The sequence below is a fragment of the Corynebacterium aquilae DSM 44791 genome (assembly GCF_001941445.1).
Lineage (GTDB): Bacteria > Actinomycetota > Actinomycetes > Mycobacteriales > Mycobacteriaceae > Corynebacterium > Corynebacterium aquilae.
The window spans coordinates 1818150-1834974 of sequence record NZ_CP009245.1 but is presented as its reverse complement, the minus strand read 5'-3'; the positions used below and the strand labels follow the sequence as shown (position 1 = coordinate 1834974).

The window sequence follows — 16825 nt, the reverse complement described above, 5'->3', positions numbered from 1 at the left end:
GGTGGGCGTTTTCGCACACACCAGCCGGTGCAAACAGACTCGCAGGGCAGGTCGGTAGGATAGGCCAAATGACTGCTAGTACACCGGCAACCGATTCCTTTGACGTCGCACGAGCGATTGCTGAAGAGACCAGCATCCCGCTGAGCTCAGTTCGCGCCGCACTCGACCTGCTGGCCGAAGGCAACACCGTCCCCTTTATCGCTCGATACCGCAAAGAAAAAACAGGCGGTCTCGACGACAGCCAGCTTCGACTCATCGAGGAACGCTCCGAGTACCTCGCCGACCTGCATGCCCGCAAACAAACCGTGCTGGCCGCCATCGAAGAACAAGGAAAACTCACCGACCAACTGCGCGCACTGATCGCGGAAACCACCACCAAGGCACGCTTGGAAGACCTCTACCTGCCTTACAAAAAGCGCCGTCGCACCAAAGCTGATATCGCCCGGGAAGCCGGCATTGAGCCCCTGGTGGATGCCATCTTGGACAACCCCAGCAGCGACCTCAATGCCCTGGCGGAAAAATACACCGCCGAAGGCTTTCCCGATGCGCCCGCCGTGCTGGAAGGCGCCCGCCAGATTCTGGTCGACCGACTGGCAACAGACGCCGACATCGTGGGCGAAGTCCGCGACACCTTCTTCCACCACGGTCACGTCACTGCCACAGTGATCGAAGGCCAGGAAAAAGAGGGCGAAAAATTCAAGGACTATTTCGACTACTCCGAACCCTTCACCAAGCTGCCTTCGCACCGCATCCTGGCGCTGCTGCGTGGAGAAAAAGATGGGGTGCTGCGGCTGAATTTCGCAGCAGACGAAGGCATGGATTTTCCTGGCCTCATCGCCAACCGGGCCGACATCCCCGTCGAAGAGTCCAGCTGGCTCGCCGACAGCGTGACCTGGGCATGGCGCACCAAATTGTCCGTTAGCGCTGGCCTTGACACCCGCATGCGACTGAAAGAACTCGCAGAAGACGGGGCACTCAAAGTTTTCGCCACCAACCTCAAAGACGTGCTGCTGGCAGCACCGGCAGGGCAACGGGCGACAATGGGCTTGGATCCCGGATACCGCAACGGTGTCAAAGTTGCTGTCGTAGATCCCACCGGCAAAGTTCTCGACACCACCATCGTGTACCCGCACCAGCCCCAAAAGCAGTGGGACAAAGCGGTCAAGGAGCTGTCGACTTTGGTGGCAACCCACGGTGTTGATTTGCTGGCGGTTGGCAACGGTACCGCCTCCCGAGAGACATCGACGCTCGCCAGCGAAGTCGCTGACCTCATCGCCCAAGCTGGTGGCGCTCGCCCGACCCCCGTCACCGTTAGTGAGTCCGGGGCCAGTGTGTACTCGGCATCCAAACTCGCAGCTGATGAGTTCCCCGACATGGACGTCTCTTTGCGTGGCGCGGTCTCCATCGCACGTCGTCTCCAAGACCCGCTTGCAGAACTGGTCAAAATCGACCCGAAGTCCATCGGTGTCGGACAGTATCAACATGATGTGAACCAGACCCAGCTTGCCCGCACCCTCGATGCAGTCGTCGAGGATGCAGTCAACGCCGTCGGTGTGGACGTCAATACCGCATCGGTGCCGCTGTTGAGCCGAGTGGCGGGTATCTCCGCCGGTGTGGCTAGCAACATTGTGGCCTATCGCGACGAACATGGTGCTTTCAAGAGCCGCAAAGAACTCACGAAGGTGCCCCGGTTGGGGCCGAAGGCCTTCGAACAGGCCGCCGGCTTCCTGCGCATCAGCGGGGGCTTGGATCCATTGGATGCCTCCGCGGTTCACCCGGAGGCCTATGCCGTGGTCCGAAAAATTTCGTCCACCACCGGTCTCGATGTGGCGTCGCTGATCGGCAACACCCGCGAACTCCACCGCCTGAAGCCAGAAGACTTCGCCGACGAGACTTTCGGCGTGCCCACCGTGAGCGACATCCTCGCGGAGCTCGATAAGCCCGGACGCGATCCGCGCCCGGAGTTCAAAACCGCCACGTTTGCTGAAGGCGTTCACGAGGTAAAAGACCTACAACCAGGCATGGTGCTGGAAGGCACCGTCACCAACGTCGCTGCTTTTGGCGCCTTCGTCGATGTGGGAGTCCACCAAGACGGTCTCGTCCACGTTTCCAATATGAGCAAGCAGTTCGTTGATGATCCCCACAAGATCGTCAAAAGTGGTGATGTTGTGAAGGTGAAAGTGATCGACGTCGATGCCGAGCGCAACCGCATCGGACTTAGCTTGCGTCTAGACGATGACGCCCAAGGTTCGACTGACGCGAAATCACGGGAGAAAAAGGCTCCGCGATCTGCGGGAGGTGCAGGTGCCGGGCGTAAAGGACAGCAGCGCGCGGCGCAATCGAAGGGACGTGGTTCCGGTCGCCGCGATGAGCGCAACAACGCTGCTGGTGGGGGAGGAGCTTTGGCGCAAGCCTTGCGTGACGCTGGTTTGCGCTAAAGCTATCGTCCAGACACTAGTGTGACTGGTGGTGCAAAGTTGCTGCTCAACGGGGCTTTGTGCCATAATTGTCTGGTTGTCTAGCTGGAACCACATTTGTGTGCGGGCATCTACCGGTCGCGTGAGCGGCTAAAAGTGCTCGTCACATGCGGTTTCAGCGGGCTGCATGATACCTGTCTCGGATACGAACCGGCCGAGCGCCCCAGGAGGGGAAGTGCCGCTAGGTTCCTCTATCCATTGCATCTTTTAAGGATTGCTCAACATGAACATTCTCGACAAGGTCGACGCCGCGCAGCTGCGCGACGACATCCCGGACTTCCGTCCCGGTGACACCCTGAACGTCCACGTCAAGGTTATCGAGGGCGACAAGTCCCGTATCCAGGTCTTCAAGGGTGTTGTTATCCGCCGCCAGAACGGTGGCATCCGCGAGACCTTCACCGTTCGTAAGGTCTCCTTCGGCATCGGTGTGGAGCGTACCTTCCCGGTTCACTCCCCGAACATCGATCACATCGAGGTCCTCACCCGCGGTGATGTCCGTCGTGCGAAGCTGTACTACCTGCGCAACCTGCGTGGCAAGGCAGCCAAGATCAAGGAAAAGCGCTAAGTCTTTTAGCTTTCGTCGCGTCCAGCGGCCGAAAATGGCTTTATTACAGCCTGCTTAACCTGGAAAACCCCGCCTGTAAAGGCGGGGTTTTCTCGTTGCTTGTGCATCACAAAAGTGCGGGCCCAGTCTGTGTCGACTGGGCCCGCGCTTTATGTTTTGGTGGCTAGGATGCCTTGGAAGTTACTTCTTCCAACCGATGTTTTGAACCGGGAAGGAGGCAAAGCCGGTAGCGCCGTAGTTGGAGATGCCGTCCTTGAGGGCGACGATGCTTGCCGGTGCGTAGGTCGGGACGATGCCGTAGAGCTGGAAGGCTTCCTTCTCGAGCTCGTTAGCACGATCCATCTGCTTGTCGGCGTCCTGCATCATGGCCATCTCTGCGATCTTCTTGTCGAGCTCTTCGGTGCCGGTGCCGGACTTGTTGAGCGTCGAGTTGGAGTTGTACATCTGGCCGAAGAAGGCAACGCTGTACGGGTCGGTTGCACCCCAGGCAGACGGGAGGATGTCGAAGTCGCGGTTCTTGACGGTCTTAGAGAACTCGGATGCCGGGCGGTTGTCGATCTGGAGATCGATGCCGATGTCGCGCAGCATCTTCTGGTTGGCCTTAGCCAGCGCAGCGATGGTTTCGTTGTCGCCGAACAGGACGTAGCGGACGGTCAGCGGGGCGCCGTCCTTCTGACGGATGCCGTCGCCACCTTCGGTCCAGCCAGCCTCGTCAAGGAGCTTCTTTGCTTCCTCGGGGTCGTACTTGACGGCCTCGGCGAAGTTGTCCTTGTAGCCCTTCTGGTAGGGGAAGTTGATCATGGAGTTCAGCGGATCGCCGTGGTAGGGCAGGCCGTTGAAGACAATGTTGGTGAGGGTGTCGCGGTCGATGGTCTTGGCGATGGCCTCGCGAACCTTGGCATCCGAGAGGTTGGGTGCCTTGGAGTTCATGGTGAGCAGGCCGCTTCGGGTATCGAGTGCGGAGTACACCTTGACGCCGGTCATGTCCTTAACGGCGGCGTAGTTGTCCTTGGTGGTGGCGGTCACGGCGTCGATTTCGCCGTTCTTGAAGGCGTTGATCTGGGCCTTGGGCTCGAGCTTGCGGAAGATGCGCTTTTCCAGCTTGCCTTCCTCGCCCCACCAGTTTTCGTTGCGGACGAAGGTTGCCTCGCCACGGTTGAAGTCCATGGACTCCAGCTTGAACGGGCCTGCGCCCCATTCGGGGTGCGGCTTCTTGACGAAGTCGTTGAAGTTAGCTGCGTCGCCCATCGCGGGGTGTGCGATGACGTTGAACAGGCCAGGCCAGTAGAGGTAGGGGCCTTCGAAGGTGACGACGACGTCCTTGTCGCTGTCGCCACGTTCAACGCTGGTGATGCGCTCGTAGCCGTCGGTGGAGTTCACCGCAAATGCATCGTCTTTACCGTTGTTGATCTTCCAGGTGGTTTCGAAAGCCTTGTAGTCGATGGGGGTGCCATCGTTGAAGGTGGCTTTGTCGTTGAGCTTGTAGTGAACGACGGTGTTGCCGTCTTTCTGGTCTGCTTTCATCTCGGTGACGTAGTCCGGGTTGTTGACCGGCTCGCCTTCCGGGGTGAAGTAGATCATCTGGGGGTTGAACCAGTTCCACAGGACGCGGGTAGAGGCAACCATGTCGGCGTGGAAGACGTTTTGCTGCTCGGGGATTTCACCGAGGGCGGTAACCAGTTGGCCACCATCCTTGAGTTCGTCGCGTTCCGCCTTGAGGTAGTCCGAGGCCTTGGCGTCGGTGACCTTCTGACGGTCGCCCTTGTCTGAGTCTCCGCCGGAGCCACTGTCGGATGCGCAGCCGGTGATGAGCAGTGCGGTAGCAGCGACCATGCTGGTCATCTGAAGCGCAAACTTTTTAGTCTTCATAAGGTTTTCCTCCTGTTACGACGTGTGTCGCGGGATGGTCGAGGGGGGTTCCGCGGGGCGGGGCGTATCGGCCATCGCGCATGCGTCCCACTGGTGTGGTGCATCAGTGGGGAAGATGCATGTTTGGGAGTCTACAAGACACTGTCACCTAGCGCACATTTATCTGTGAATGTGATGTGTGAGAAAAGCCCGTTGTGAGGGTTTTGTGAACTCTTTTTCAGCTGCCATGAGACGCTCGGGTGAGCAATACTGACATTGAGCAGGCCTTTTGGCCAAGTGGGTGAGGCTGTGTGGTGCGAATGTAGTTTTCGGTGGCGCTAGGGTGGGGTAGAAATTTTTTTACCCCGTTTGGGTGAAAGGGGCTTGTTTTTGTGACTCAGATCAACAATGCGCGCTTGGGGGTACGGGAGAACCGCGTTGTCTATGAGTGCCGTCCCATGTGGGTGGGATGACAAAAAGCTGCCCCCACACATGTCGTGTGGGGGCAGCTGTCATGGGCAAGGCCTGGTGGCTTGCGCTATGACGGGGTTATTTCAGCCAACCGATGTCCTCGATGGGGTAAGCGCCGAAGGCGCTGGGGCCGAAGTTGGCAAGATCCGTGCGAACTGCCTCGATGTTGGCACCGTTGAACATGGGGATGTAACCGAATTCCTTGAAGGCTGCGGCTTCAACCTTGTTGCCGGCGGCGATTTGTTCTTCTGCGGTCGGCAGCTTCTGCATGTCGCGGATCATCTGGTCGATTTCAGGGGTTCCGGTGCCGGAGTCATTGAAGTCGGAGGTGGACATGTAGAGCTGGCCCAGGGTGGCCATGCCGAAGGGGCTGTCGGCGGTGAAGGCGATCGGCAGGATGTCGAAGTCGTCGTTCTTGATGACACTGGAAAAGTCGCTGCCCGGGCGGTTGACTAGATCCAGTTTCACTCCAACGTCTTTGAGCAGCTTCTGGATGGCAGTGGCGTCAGCCTTGGCGGCTTCGGAGTCGGAGAAGTAGACGTAGCGCAACTCCAGGGGCTTGCCGTCCTTTTCACGGTATCCGTCGGCGCCTTCGACCCAACCGGCTTCGTCGAGGATCTTCTTGGATTCTTCGACACTGAAGGTGGTGGCTTCGGCGAAGTTGTCGTTGTAGCCTTCCTGGAATCGGAACAGAGCCAGGGAGCCGGGCGGGGTGGGCTCTTCGAAGGGCAGGCCCTTGGTTTGGATCTTAGACATCAGTTCGCGGTCGATTGCGGTGGCAATTGCCTTGCGAACCTTGACATCGTTGAGCGCGGGGGCAGCGGAGTTCAGGGTGAGCAGGGAGTTGCGGGAGCGCTGGGAGATGCGGACCTGGGTGTTCGGCTCGTCCTTGACTGCGGAGTATGCTTCGCGGCTTGCGGCGCTGACGTTGTCGAGCTCGCCGTTGCGGTAGGCGTTGATGGCGGCCTTGACCTCGAGCTGGCGGAAGATGCGCTTGTCGAGCTTGCCGGGGTTGCCCCACCATTTGTCGTTGCGCTTGAAGACGACCTCGCCCTTTTTGTAGTCGACGTCTTCGACGGTGTAGGGGCCTGCGCCCCATTCGGGGTGCAGCTTGTTGAGGTAGTCGTTGTAGTTATTAGGATCCTTCAGCGCCGGGTGCGCGATGAAGATGAACAGGCCTTCCCACCAGGGGTAGATGCCGTCGAAGGTGACCTTAACCTGCTTGTCACTGGTGCCGGGCTCTACGGATTTGATCTGCTCGTAGCCGTCAGTGTTGTTTGGTGCGTAGTCCTCGGAGTCGCCCCGGTTGATGATCCAGGTGGTCTCGAAGGCTTTCCAGTCGATGGGGGTGTCGTCGTTGAACTTGGCTTTTTCGTTCAGGTCGTAAGTGACGACGGTGTTGCCGTTTTCTACGTCTGCGGACCAGCCGGTGATGTAGGACTCGTTGGGTTTGGCTTCGCCGTCTGCGGTAAACAGCACCATTTGCGGGTTGTACCACTTCCACACCTGGGTGGTGTAAATCATGGCGTCGACGTTGAAGACGTTTTGCTGCTCGCTGAATTCTCCGAGCGAAGAGGTCAGGGTGCCTCCGTCTTTGAGGTCATCGCGGGGGTGTGCGTTGATGTCCTCGTCGGGGGTGTCGTTGACTCCGGCCTTGGCGGCGGTTTTGCTGGTGTCGGAAGACGCGGAGTTGGAGGTGGTGGCGTCTTCTCCGCTTGCGCAGGCGACGAGGGAGAGGGAGGAGAGCGCGGTGAGTGCCGCGAGCTTCATCACGGTGCGTGACATCATGGGGTCAGGAGGTCCTTTCTGACCATCGGGTTGCACTTAGGGTTCGTGCCAGCACTGCTGTTGCTTCTGTTGGGTTAGGGCAAGCGTGGCGCAACTCGGGCTGGTTGCGGGGGTGTGCGCGCAGTCCGTGTTGGTGCGGTGCTGGTGGGTGGGAATGGAGGCGGGGTCTGTGCGGATGATTGGAGTTGACTGAAATCTTGCGCACAATCTGCTCATTCTGAGCTCAAATTTTAGTGTTTATGAGCGTTTTTGAGCTAATCGGAAATTGCTGCCCTAGGGTGCGGTGCCATTACCCACATTGTGCAAAATATGCAGCCCTTCCGGATATATGCCCTTTATATGCCTGGACAAAAATATTTATGCAGCGATTTTATCGAGTGTGAGTGAGGTGTCTTTGCTATTTATGCGCTACCGCCTCAAAGGGTAGGTAGCGTGAGCGCGCGACCTTGCGATAGGAATCACAGCTTGCGTGAGTTGTTTTGACCGGTGCTGCGCTTGTCGGTGACTTCTGCCGTGGTGGAGAATGCGCAAACCCCTGGGGTGGCACCCGCTTGGTGAAGGAAAAGATTCACGTTGCGGGCGCGTCCCAGGGGTTGGCGTGGAAGGTGGTGTGAGCCGCTAGCGGTGGTGGCACACTACTTCGTGGTCTACGCCGTCGAATTCGTGGTGGGGCGGGGCGACGGTTTCGCACAGCTTCTTGCCGTCCGCGTCGAGCTCCGGGTAGAGCGGGCAGCGGCCGCGGAAGGCGCAGCCGACAACCTTTTCGGTGGGGGAGGGCAGGGAGTCCTTGAGCACGATGCGTTTGCGGGTGCGCTCCAGGTCGGGGTCTGCCACCGGGATGGCGGACAGCAGGGCCTGGGTGTAGGGGTGCTGTGGGTTGTCGAACAGGGCGTCGGTGTCGCCTTGCTCCACGAAGCGCCCGAGGTACATCACGGCCGCCCGGTCGGAGATGTGTCGGATGACCGACAGGTCGTGGGCGACGATGAGGTAGCTCAGGTTGAGCTTGGCTTTGAGCTCATCGAGCAGGTTGAGCATGCCGGCCTGGATGGATACGTCCAGGGCGGACACGGGCTCGTCGAGGACGATGAGTTTGGGGTTGGCGGCCAGGGCGCGGGCCACGCAGATGCGCTGGCGCTGGCCACCGGAGAAGTGCCCGGGGAAGCGGTCGATGTGCTTCGGGTCGAGCCCAACCAGTGCCATGACTTCGTGGATGCGGGCGGTTTTATCGCCTTCGTATCCGAGGGAGTCCAGTGGCTCGCGGAGAATGTCCGCCACCGTCATACGCGGATCCAGGGCTCCCATGGGGTCCTGGAACACGATCTGGATGTCTTTGCGAGCCAAGCGGCGCTGGGTGCGGTTGAGGGTGCTGGCGTCGGTGCCGTTGAGGACGATTTTGGTGTCGTCTTCCGGCTTGAGATCCATGATTTCCAGCAGGGTGGTGGTTTTACCGCAGCCGGATTCGCCGACGATGGCGAAGCATTCCCCTTCGCGGATGTCGAAGGTCAGCCCGTTAACGGCGTAGACCGAACCCACCCGGCGTTTGAGCAGGGCGCCCTTGAGCAGCGGGAAGGTCTTGGTCAGATCCTTGACGTCGAGCACGGTTTCGCGCTGTTCGCGGGGGACTTCCGCCAGGGCGTTTTCGGGAAGCGCTGGGGTGGGGAAGATCTCTTGGCCGTCGATCTTGCGGTCGACGATTTCCTGGGCGCGCACGCAGGCCACTCGGTGGCCCGGGGTGATTTCGACCTGGGCGGGTTCGGTGCTGCGGCACTCGGGCTTGGCGATGGGGCAGCGGGGGGCGAAGGGGCATTCGTCCGGCAGGTCGACCACGATCGGGGGGTTGCCCTCAATGGTGGTCAGTGCGGTCTTTTCCTTCTTGACGATGCTGGGGATGGAGCCCAGCAGGCCGACGGTGTACGGCATCTTCGGGGTTTTGAACAGCGTGTGCACGTCGGTGTGTTCGACGGGGCGGCCCGCGTACATCACCATGACGTCGTCGGCGGTGCCGGCGACCACACCCATGTCGTGGGTGATCATGATGGTGGCCGCGTTGGTTTCGCGCTGTGCAACCTTGATGAGTTCCAGGATCTGAGCCTGAATGGTCACGTCGAGGGCGGTGGTCGGCTCGTCGGCGATGAGCACGTTGGGGTTGTTAGCGATCGCGATCGCGATGACCACGCGCTGGCGCATACCGCCGGAGAACTCGTGGGGGAAGGCCTTGGCGCGGTTGACCGGGTCGGGGATGCCGACGAGGTCGAGCAGTTCGACGGCTTCCTTCCAGGCCTGCTTGCGGCTGACCTTGCGGTGGCACTGGATGGCTTCGACGATCTGGGTGCCGACATCAAACACGGGGGTCAGCGCAGAGAGCGGATCCTGGAAGATCATGCCGATCTCTTTGCCGCGGATGTCGGACATCTTTTCGTCGGACAGGCCGAGAATTTGGCGACCGGATAGCTCGACGCTGCCGGTGATGTTGGCGTAGCCGGGCAGCAGGCCCATGATCGCCATGGAGGTCACGGATTTACCCGAGCCGGATTCGCCGACGATGCCGAGGGTTTTGCCGGGGTAGAGGTCGAAGTTGACGCCGCGGACGGCGTTGACGACGCCTGCTTCCGAGGGGAAGGAGACGTTGAGGTCCCGGACGGATAGGACTGGTTGCTGGGTCATGCTTTACCTCCAGCGGCAGAGTTCGGATCGAGTGCGTCACGCAGGCCGTCGGCGATGAAGGCCATGGACACGGTCAGCATGGTGAGGAAGGCGGCGGGGAAGTAGAACTCCCACGGGGAAGATTCGAGGGCGGCTGCGCCGGTGGACAGCAACGTACCGAGGGACACGTCGGGGATCTTCACGCCCAAGCCCAGGAAGGACAGGCCGGTCTCGCTCATCACGGCGGAGACCACGCCTAGGGTCAGGTTGATGACCAGCAGGGAGCCAATGTTGGGGATCATGTGGCGGATGAGGATTTTGGTGTTGCCCACGCCCATGTAGCGGGCGGCGCGCACGAATTCGCGTTCGCGCAACGAAATCGACATCGACCAGATCACGCGGGACTGGTAGATCCAGCCGAAGGCGATCAGGACGACGATGAGCAGCTTCCAGTCGCCACCGGAACCGGACACCATCAGGGCGATGATGAGGAAGGAGGGGATGACGAGCAGGAAGTGGATGATGCCCAGGATGATGCTTTCGGGGCGGCCGCCCAAAAGAGCTGCCGCGGTGCCCACGAAGGCGGCGATGAACGTGGTGGCAAGGGAGACCAGCACCGCGATCATCAGGGAGCGGCCCAGGCCGTGGACGACCATGGCGAACAGGTCATTGCCGGAGCTGGAGGTGCCGAACCAGTGCTCCGCGCTGGGGGGTTCGGACAGGGCCAGGAAGTCGGGGTCGTCGAAAGACCACTGGGAGACGTATTTGCCGAACACGGCGACCAGCACCAGTCCGAGGAAGATGATCAGGCCGAAGACTGCCATCTTGTTGCGGAAGAAGCGGCGGGTGTACAGGGTGAACTTCTTCATCGGCGCCTTGCCGGTGGGTTCATCGCCCTGCGGGTGCTGGTCATCGATGACCTGGTGCTTGGTGGCGGAGGCCGACTGGTTTTGGTTGGTCGGGTTCGACTGCACAGTCATGTCCGCGGTGGGGGAGGTGTGCTGCTGGAATTCCTCGCCCATGGAGCCAGAGTGGTTCGTGCGATTAGTTTTGTCGGACATTTAGCTCACCCTCACGCGGGGATCGAGGAAGACGACCAGGAAGTCGGACAGGATAGCGCCGACGGCGGTCATGGCGGCACCGAAGGCGGCGACCGCGACAACGCCGTGGATGTCGTTTCGACTAATGGTCTGAATGAAGTACTGGCCCATGCCCTGCCAGCCGAAGATGGTCTCCGTCATGACGGCACCGGTGAAGATGCCGGGGATGGAGAACGCGACGGTGGTGGCCACGGGGATGATGGAGGTGCGCAAAGCGTGGCGGCGCACCGCCTGCGCGCGGGTCAGGCCCTTGGCGCGGGCCGTGCGGACGAAATCGGCGTCGATGTTGTCCAGCAGGATCGAACGCTGCAGGAAGTGGTAGCTCGCGTAAGAGATGATCAGCAGCGAGACGGTCGGCAGGATCAAGTGCTGGGCGGTGTCGACCAGCGTGTTGAAAAAGCCGTGGACGCCGACCGACGAGCTGCCGGTGACGTAAAAGACCGTCTTGTGGGCGGACTTATTGATCTTGATGGCCGCCCACACCACCAGCAGGCTGGCGACGACAATGTGGATGTTCATCGTGATAATCGAGATGAACTGCCACACGCGGTCGCCGGCTTTGTACTGGCGGGATGCGGTGTACACGCCGACGGAAACACCAATGACCACAGACAAAATGGTGGCCAGCAGCATCAGCTCGGCAGAAACCCACACGCGGTAGGAAATCTGTTCATTGACGCTGTCGCCGACGGGGGACTGGCCCCAGTCCCAGTGCAACAAAATATTGGTCAACCAGGTCCACCAGCGTTCGAGCAGGGGCTCCTTGTTGTTGAGGTTCAGGGGAGTCAGGATGGCGTCGACTCGTTCTTCCGGTACGGGTGGCCGGCGCTCCGCGTAATTGGAGCGAGGGTCAAGGAACGAGTTGGCCAGGAAGTACGTGATGTTCACGGCGATGAAAATCATGCCGATCCAGCTCGCCGTCTTCTTGAGCAGATACTTGATCATGGCTGGTTCTTTACTTGGTCGGGTCGGCGGCAGGGCCCACGGTGGGGTGACAGTGGGGCGTCTACCGACGAGACTGTAAGACTGTGCGTCTGCTCACAAAATATACCGGTCGACAGGTGACTTAAAAAACTGTCGAAGCGAGCACAGCATCCACAAACACCGCAGTTAAAAGTAGGCTTACCTTTGTTTTTGACTTAAAGGTCGTACCTGCTTTTTCGTCCCTGGTGCACGTCCCCGGCCCTTTTTGGGCCTCGGCGAGCGCTGGCCTGTTATAGGGCAAGGCTGTCGTTGGTGATAGATATATTGTCTAGGCCGTTGAAACTAGAGGCATATCCCACTGTTTTTGCTGGCTTTTTCGCAGCATTTTTCATAGAAGATCCCGGATTTGGGCCGCTGAAATGACCGCCATGCAATTCCACCGTTCGGGTGTGTTGCTCGCTATTGGTGCGCTGGAAGCAAGCTCCCACCAGCCAAAGGCACCGCATCCCCACAGTCATATCGCAGCAATTTTCCATCAATATCTACGTAAGGTTGGCGAAAGGACTAGCCACAGCGCTGGTAAAGTTTGCGCACGTGACTTCCAACTTTGATTCGCAGCCTGCCGCGCAGACTCCCCAAGCCGCACCGCGTGGCAAAGCACAAAAGAAGGGCAAAGACAACCAGCAGCGCCCTTGGTACATAGAAATCCCCATCATCATCGGCATGACGCTGGTCCTGGTGTTCGTCATGCAGACCTTCGTGGGCAGGATCTATGTCATCCCCTCCCAGTCCATGGAGCCCACCCTGCACGGCTGCAGCGGATGCACCGGCGACCGAATCTTCGTCGACAAGATCACCTACGATTTCTCCGATCCGAAACCCGGTGATGTGGTGGTGTTCAAAGGGCCTGACTCCTGGAATGAGCGCTATGTCTCCCAGCGCAGCGCCAATCCGGTAATCCGCGGTATCCAAAACGCCGGAGCCTTCCTCGGATTCGTCGCCCCCGACGAAAACGATCTGGTCAAACGCGTCATCGCCACCGGGGGACAGACCGTGCAATGCCTCGAAGGTGACAAGGGAGTCACCGTGGATGGGAAAGTTATCAATTCCTCCTTTATCCTCAACCCGCCCGCCTACCCCGTGGATCCCCGCACCGGATCCGAAGCCTGCGGTGGAGAATACTTCGGCCCGCTCACCGTGCCGCAGGGCAACATCTTCGTCATGGGTGACAACCGCACCAACTCCGCTGACTCCCGCTACCACATGGGAGATCAGTTCCAGGGAACCATTCCCGACGACTACGTCATCGGCAAAGTCCAGGCCATCGTGCTGCCGCCCAGCCGCATGGGACTAGTGAAGTCACGCGATCTCTACGCACAGTCCTAAGCAGTACGACACAGAGCCCGTAACACAGAGCCCGTAACACAGAGCCCATAACAATGTCCTCCAGCGACCACGAAAGCCTCCCCACCCCGGCGGAGGCTTTCGATGTTTCTTTTCCCCTCGGGGACATACCCACCGCGAGACAAGGTGCAAAGGTGATCGCCCATGCGCACACTGAAACAGCTCAGAACGCTTGAAGTCTATGCCGACAAGGCAGGGCTGGGTCCTGTTGCTGGGGTCGACGAAGCTGGCCGCGGTGCCTGCGCGGGCCCAATCACGATTGCGGCCTGCATCCTGCCCACCCGAGTGATCCCCGCACTGGACACGCTCACCGACTCTAAAAAGCTCACCGCCGCCCACCGCGCACGGCTGTTCCCCCTGATCCAACAGCACGCGCTGAGCTACTCCATCATCGTCATCCCCGCGGCCACCATCGACCGGTGGGGACTCCAAGCCGCCAACATCGGTGGCATGCGACGCGCCATCGCAGCACTGACCCACACCCCCGGATACGTGCTCACCGACGCGATGAAAGTGCCGGGGTTGAGGCAGCCACATCTGCCCATCATCGGTGGCGACGCCACCAGCCGCTGTATCGCCGCCGCCAGCGTGCTCGCCAAGCATAGCCGCGACACCCTCATGATGGACATGGATGCCCTCTATCCCCACTATGGATTCGCCGGGCACAAAGGCTACGGCACCGCCAAGCATGTTGCTGCGGTGCGCCGCCACGGCGCAAGCCCCATTCACCGTTATAGTTATGCCAACATTGCAGCAGCCCACGCCCACTGGCGTGAAGCCCAGCTGCACACCCCACCGGCCACCGCTTGACGGGGCCACCCACACATCGATCAGAAGCCGGAGCACAATGAGCGCTGAGGAGTTGGAAAACTACGAGGCAGACGTCGAACTGTCGCTATACCGCGAATACCGCGACGTCGTCAGCCAATTCTCCTACGTCGTCGAAACCGAACGACGTTTCTATCTCGCCAATGCGGTCGAGCTGATCCCCCGCACCGCAGGCAACGAGGTCTACTACGAGTTGCGCATGTCAGACGCCTGGGTGTGGGACATGTACCGCTCCGCCCGATTCGTCCGCTACGTCCGCGTCATCACCTACAAAGACGTCAACATCGAAGAACTCGACAAGCCGGAAATCACCTTCCCGCAATAACCCCATCACGCCCAGCCACCCAAACACACAAGTGGCCGGCATCAGCCGACAACCGCCCGCGCAATCAACGCGCGGGCGGTTTTGCTGTTGATCCCACCCCGGTCCGCACTACCGGCACACCCCCGCGTTCCACAATCCCGCACCACAGGCATATCCCGGGGCAAAAACACACAACCCCGAAAACAGGCAGCTGTGGACAGTGTCAAAGACACGGCGCTACGCCATCTGGACATCCACACCCCTGCCGGTCTGACAACCCGCAGGTTGTTTTTAGGCCTACACACTTGGAGGCACTAACGCCCCACACGGGCCGAACTGCACTAGTACCCTCCGGCAGCGCACGCGCGCTGGCGACAACCTGCGCATAGAAAGACCCAAATCGCCATGACCCGGCAGCACAACACCCCGCAACCTTGTCGCGACAACCCGCCCCCTAAGGGCCCCACCCGCACCCAACACACCGCATGGCGCGACCGCTACGAACAAATCCCCACAGCCGACCACGGCGGCGAGTTGATCGCCCTCGGCCGGCATTTGGCGGCCCAGTTTTATATCCAGCGTGGCGGCACCATCGTGGAGACCCAACCACGCATTCACGGCGCCAAAGCCGACCTCATTGTGCGCCTGCACCAGGGAACCCATGCGGCAACCGACACTCTGGTTGTCGTTGATGTCAGCGTGCGTCGCGGGATCAGCTTCGGTCGCCAGCCCTACACCAGTGCGGCCAAAAAACAACGCCTCATCGCAATCGCCCAGGCTGCCCGGCACGTCCATCGCGACTCTTCCGACCACACGCGCCCCTGTCAGGTGCGCATCGACGCCGCCCACATCTATGTCTTAGGAACCACCGCCCACGTCATCGTCGAACCCTGCGCGGTACCGCTGCCGCAGGTGGCTGCACCGCGCCCGACACCAAGCCCCACCGGTGCAACCCAGCCGACCATCAAAGCCCTCGTCCCACTCGACAGTGGAACCCGTCCACAGCGCAGCACAACCCGCCGCGCGAGAGTTCGGAACAACAGCCGGTGGGCGGCATGAGCCCCACGCTGTCCGGCCACCCCGGCAGCCGCGCGGTTGCTCCCAGTGCGGAGAGGCATCGGCATGCGGTGGCCTTTGTGCAGTCACTCCTGCCGGACTACCACCCCGAACTCACCGCCCTGATGCATCAAGGCCATAGCGTGGTCGAGATCGCAACGGCCATCGCCCAGGGCGATCGGTGGGTGGGGCAGGTGCTGCTGCACCGAGCACAAACCCGCATGAAGCACCCGGACGCCGCCCAGGTGCTCCAGGGGGCGCGGGAAGACAATATTGAGCTGCTGGTGCCCACGGATCCGGCATGGCCCCACCACCTCGACCGGGCCATCGCCACCGGCACCGGACCCCACCAGACCCATCACCCCCTCGGCCTGTGGATCAGCCCCAGCCGCAGCCACCTCCTCGCCCAACCAGCGATCGCAATCGTTGGCACGCGCACGATGAGCCCCTACGGGAAAAAGATGACCGAGAAAATCGTCGCGGACATCGCTGACGCAGGTTATGTGATCATTTCGGGAGGCGCCGTCGGGATCGATACCGTCGCCCACCGCACCGCACTTGAGCGCGGTGCGCCGACAATTGCCGTTGCGGCCAGCGGGCTGAGCACCCACACCACACGCACAGTCCACGAACTACGTCACGCCATCGAAAAGGGAGGAGGGATGATGCTCAGCGAGTACGCGCCCCAGGTGCGACCCGCCCGGCATCGCTTCCTCACCCGCAATCGCCTCATCGCAGCCCTAGCGTCTGCGGTCATCGTGGTCGAAGCGTCCTGGCGTTCCGGCTCGCTCAACACCGCCTCCTGGGCGCGCGCCTTCAACGTGCCACTGTTTGCCGTCCCCGGACCCGCCGACTCCAGCACCAGTGCCGGCTGCCACCACCTGATCGCCCGCAGACGCGCCCGCTTAGTATCCAGTGGGGCAGAAGTCATCAAGGCATTAACACAACACGCAGCGTCCCAGGCAAAGCAACTCCCACTATGGCAACACCGCTAAAAGAACAGGTGTCCGGAAGTCGCCCACAAGCTGTCCGGGGGTAGACGGCAGCGGGGGAGAAACGCCCCCGAGAAAAGTAAAACAGCCGGTAAAGGTGAAAAAACACTATCCACGGGAGGAAGCTGCGGGGGTAACTTCATAGAGGATTAAAAATAAGGGTTGCATAAGCTTGCGTCTCAAACTAAAGTTGGTCAGGCAAGCCTCAATAAGTACGGAGTTGAGGGGTTCGGGCTGGAACCCTCCAACACCGTCAAGCGGACAACATTTTCTTCCGCCACCTCCCAGTGGCAAGCGCTGCCTTCCAACGACGCTCGTGATGAACTTTCCTTCCTGGGTTTCCATCACAGCCACAGGGAAAACGCGAAAGAAAAACCGCTAGCGGGTTCTTGCATTTGGGTGAGTCAAAACGGCGCATCATCTAC

The 16825-nt window shown here is 60.4% G+C and carries 12 protein-coding genes; 7 read left to right on the top strand and 5 right to left on the bottom strand.

Annotated features, from left to right (window positions below):
- Nucleotides 1–68 precede the first annotated feature (68 nt).
- Together CAQU_RS07745 and rplS are read left to right on the top strand one after the other, a co-directional pair.
- Nucleotides 69–2438, top strand: coding sequence for a Tex family protein (locus CAQU_RS07745; RefSeq protein ID WP_075726662.1), 2370 nt, complete (start codon nt 69–71; stop codon nt 2436–2438).
- A 262-nt stretch (nt 2439–2700) separates the two neighbouring features.
- The gene (gene rplS / locus CAQU_RS07740; RefSeq protein ID WP_075726660.1) at nt 2701–3042 is read left to right on the top strand and encodes a 50S ribosomal protein L19; all 342 of its coding nucleotides are present in this window, start codon (nt 2701–2703) and stop codon (nt 3040–3042) included.
- Between the two features lie 180 nt (nt 3043–3222).
- Here rplS and CAQU_RS07735 read toward each other — a convergent pair whose 3' ends face one another.
- From CAQU_RS07735 to CAQU_RS07715, 5 genes are all read right to left on the bottom strand, one after another.
- Nucleotides 3223–4911, bottom strand: coding sequence for an ABC transporter family substrate-binding protein (locus tag CAQU_RS07735; protein ID WP_075726658.1), 1689 nt, complete (start codon nt 4909–4911; stop codon nt 3223–3225).
- A gap of 528 nt (nt 4912–5439) precedes the next feature.
- The gene (locus CAQU_RS07730; RefSeq protein WP_075726656.1) at nt 5440–7149 is read right to left on the bottom strand and encodes an ABC transporter family substrate-binding protein; all 1710 of its coding nucleotides are present in this window, start codon (nt 7147–7149) and stop codon (nt 5440–5442) included.
- Nucleotides 7150–7767: 618 nt separating this feature from the next.
- Nucleotides 7768–9813 carry a dipeptide ABC transporter ATP-binding protein gene (locus CAQU_RS07725; protein WP_075726655.1) on the bottom strand — a complete coding sequence of 682 codons (2046 nt, stop codon included), beginning with the start codon at nt 9811–9813 and terminating at the stop codon, nt 7768–7770.
- Nucleotides 9810–10814 carry an ABC transporter permease gene (locus CAQU_RS07720; protein WP_075728557.1) on the bottom strand — a complete coding sequence of 335 codons (1005 nt, stop codon included), beginning with the start codon at nt 10812–10814 and terminating at the stop codon, nt 9810–9812. The genes CAQU_RS07725 and CAQU_RS07720 overlap by 4 nt, the downstream gene beginning before the upstream one ends.
- A 39-nt stretch (nt 10815–10853) precedes the next feature.
- The gene (locus tag CAQU_RS07715) at nt 10854–11837 is read right to left on the bottom strand and encodes an ABC transporter permease (RefSeq protein ID WP_075726653.1); all 984 of its coding nucleotides are present in this window, start codon (nt 11835–11837) and stop codon (nt 10854–10856) included.
- A gap of 573 nt (nt 11838–12410) precedes the next feature.
- On the opposite strand from CAQU_RS07715, the gene lepB reads away from it, so the two are divergent.
- The 5 genes from lepB to dprA all read left to right on the top strand — a co-directional run bounded on the left by lepB (nt 12411) and on the right by dprA (nt 16403).
- Nucleotides 12411–13202 carry a signal peptidase I gene (gene lepB, locus CAQU_RS07710; RefSeq protein ID WP_425429691.1) on the top strand — a complete coding sequence of 264 codons (792 nt, stop codon included), beginning with the start codon at nt 12411–12413 and terminating at the stop codon, nt 13200–13202.
- Between the two features lie 162 nt (nt 13203–13364).
- A complete protein-coding gene (locus CAQU_RS07705) occupies nt 13365–14030 on the top strand; it encodes a ribonuclease HII (protein ID WP_075726651.1) in 666 nt (221 codons plus the stop codon).
- A gap of 37 nt (nt 14031–14067) precedes the next feature.
- Nucleotides 14068–14373: a DUF2469 domain-containing protein gene (locus CAQU_RS07700; RefSeq protein WP_075726649.1), complete on the top strand. Its 306-nt coding sequence runs from the start codon at nt 14068–14070 to the stop codon at nt 14371–14373.
- A gap of 384 nt (nt 14374–14757) precedes the next feature.
- Nucleotides 14758–15411 carry a YraN family protein gene (locus CAQU_RS07695; RefSeq protein WP_075726648.1) on the top strand — a complete coding sequence of 218 codons (654 nt, stop codon included), beginning with the start codon at nt 14758–14760 and terminating at the stop codon, nt 15409–15411.
- A complete protein-coding gene (gene dprA, locus CAQU_RS07690; protein ID WP_157108945.1) occupies nt 15408–16403 on the top strand; it encodes a DNA-processing protein DprA in 996 nt (331 codons plus the stop codon). Before CAQU_RS07695 ends, dprA begins: the two co-directional genes overlap by 4 nt.
- Nucleotides 16404–16825: the final 422 nt, after the last annotated feature.